This window comes from Acinetobacter sp. UBA3132 (assembly GCF_002364825.1).
GTDB lineage: Bacteria > Pseudomonadota > Gammaproteobacteria > Pseudomonadales > Moraxellaceae > Acinetobacter > Acinetobacter schindleri.
This window is the reverse complement of record NZ_DEZM01000222.1, coordinates 13,962-16,639: the sequence shown is the minus strand read 5'-3', so window position 1 is coordinate 16,639 and position 2,678 is coordinate 13,962. Positions and strand designations below refer to the sequence as shown.

The following is a 2,678-nucleotide window of genomic DNA, read 5'->3' as shown; positions in this document are numbered from 1 at the left end:
CCTGAATTTCATTCAGTTCTTCAGCATCACTGATCAGGTGCTCACGCCATTCAATATGATTGATCAGGAAGATTGGATTACCCGTCAGTAATTTTTGCTGTTTCAGACGGCGGGTTAAACGCAGCAGATCATCTACGGCATGATACTGACGGCCACCAAAATCAAAATAGCTGGCCAAAACCGGGGTTGTGTCAAAGACCCGTTCAGAAAAATCCTGTGGCTGATGATGGCGACTGGCCATGCTATGCAAGGTACGCAGTTTGCCATACTGCTTTTGCCAGAGCATATGAAAGATATCTTCCAGCAGATAAAGAAAATCCTGGCCACGCAATGGTGTTCGGCGCAGAATAGTTTCGGCCTGTTTTAAGGCTTCTGCAGTAGGTAATTCTGGCGTTTCATGAAAGCTGAAACGATGCTGTCTGGAGAGAATTTTGGCATCATTAATACAGTAATTTTGCCATTCTTCAAAAGACATCTGATTCGGTATTTCGCCACGTTGACTCGAAATTACCACCTTCAACGGTTTTAATTCCGGACTCAGGATCTCTTCCAGTTGTGGTAACAGCTGCACCGCCAGATAGCTATACACATCATCCAGACGCAGATAAATCGTTAAGCCATCTTCAGCAGATAGCACCGCCTGGCGGGTTGGCTTTTGATAAAACCAACTCGATCGGATTGGATCGAACCAACGGCGTAACAGGGACATGAGATCAGCCTCAGTAGAGAACAACGCAGCAGATGACAGCGTCTAACTGCTACAGGATACTATCTTTTTCACCAGAATAGCAGATCACCTGGATCTGCTATATATGAAAAAACTTATATCAATTCAAGACAAAATGATCAATGTTTGCAGAGCCCTTAGATCTCGAGATTTAGGTCAGTCACTGCCCCGGTTTCTGCACCAGAGGTCAGTTTAGCAAACTTGGCTAATGCTCCATGCGTGTAATTCGGTTTTGGTTTAATCCAGGCGGCCTGACGTGCAGCGATTTCCTCATCCGAGACATGCCAGGTCATTTCACGGGTTTCAGCATTGATCGAAATCTCATCGCCATTTTGTACCAGACCGATCGGTCCACCTTCATAGGCTTCTGGGGTGACATGACCAATCACAAACCCATGACTACCACCGGAGAATCGGCCATCGGTAATCAGTGCTACGGAATCTCCTAAGCCTTTACCGATAATCGCTGAGGTCGGTTTCAGCATTTCTGGCATGCCTGGTCCACCTTTAGGACCGACACCGCGAATCACCACCACTTCACCCGGCTGAACTTCACCATCCAGAATCCCGCGCATGGCGCCCTGTTCACCCTCAAAGACCCGTGCTGGTCCTTTGAAGTAAAGACCTTCCTTACCGGTAATTTTGGCCACGGCACCTTTTGGTGAAAGGTTACCTTTCATAATGATCAGATGTGAATCTTTTTTCACCGGCTGGTCAAATGGCAGGATAATCTGCTGACCTTCAGGATAATCTTCAACATCCGCCAGGTTTTCTGCCAGAGTTTTACCAGTCACAGTCAGGCAGGAACCATCCAGCATACCGGCATCCAGCATACGTTTCATCAATGGTTGAATCCCGCCAATCGCAATCAGCTCCGACATCAGATATTTACCCGATGGACGTACATCAGCGACTACAGGAATGTCTTTACCAATCCGGACAAAGTCATCCAGACTGAGCTCCACACCTGCGGTATGCGCCATAGCCAGCAGATGGAGTACACCATTGGTTGAACCACCCAAAGCAATCAGCACTTTAATTGAATTTTCAAAAGCAGCTTTGGTCATGATGTCACGTGGCTTGATATCCAGACGTAACAGATTCATCACGGCTTCACCAGCACGGGCACAGTCGATCTGCTTGTCTTCAGAGACGGCTTCCTGTGCAGAAGAACCCGGCAGGCTCATACCGAGTGCTTCAATCGCAGAAGCCATGGAATTCGCGGTATACATCCCGCCACAAGAACCTGGACCCGGCAAAGCCACTTCTTCAATATGCTTGACCTGAATCGCATTGATTTCACCTTTGGCATGCTGTCCGACTGCTTCAAATACGGAAATCATGTCGGTATGACCTTCGCCCGGTTTGATGGTACCGCCATAAATAAACAGACCCGGACGGTTTAGACGTGCCAATCCCATGATGCAGCCCGGCATATTTTTATCACAGCCACCAATGGCAATTACACCATCATAGGCCTGACAGCCGACCACTGCTTCAATCGAATCCGCAATGATTTCACGGGACAGCAAGGAGTATTTCATACCTTCGGTACCATTAGAAATCCCGTCGGAAATGGTAATGGTATTGAAGATAATGCCCTTACCTCCCGCAGCACTCACACCCTGCTCGACTGTACGTGCCAAGCCATCAATATGCATATTGCAAGGCGTGACATTGGCCCAGGTCGAAGCAATGCCAATAAAAGGACGAGTAAAGTCTTCATCCTGAAAACCCGTGGCACGCATCATGGAACGAGCGGGTGCATTTTCAATACCTTCATAAACGGGCGCGGAATGTTCTCGGATATTGTCTTTACTCATCTTGTTTTGTCCTGGATGTAATTCTTGTGAAGCCTGAAAGCTGTCTAGGTTTTATCCGATTGTATAGAAAGCCGTGTCGACATAAAAGTAAGACTCTGTGTATCACCTAAGTCTGTTTTTTTCGTACC

General features: G+C 47.4%; 1 protein-coding gene and 1 pseudogene. Both read right to left on the bottom strand.

What is annotated here, in order from left to right; all coding sequences use genetic code 11:
* Window positions 1-709 (bottom strand): annotated as a pseudogene (locus tag B4033_RS12160) (hypothetical protein); the annotation flags it as partial.
* 155 nt (window positions 710-864) lie between these two features.
* Window positions 865-2,550, bottom strand: a complete 1,686-nt coding sequence (gene ilvD / locus B4033_RS12155; RefSeq protein ID WP_286834336.1) for a dihydroxy-acid dehydratase — start codon at window positions 2,548-2,550, stop codon at window positions 865-867.
* Window positions 2,551-2,678: the final 128 nt, after the last annotated feature.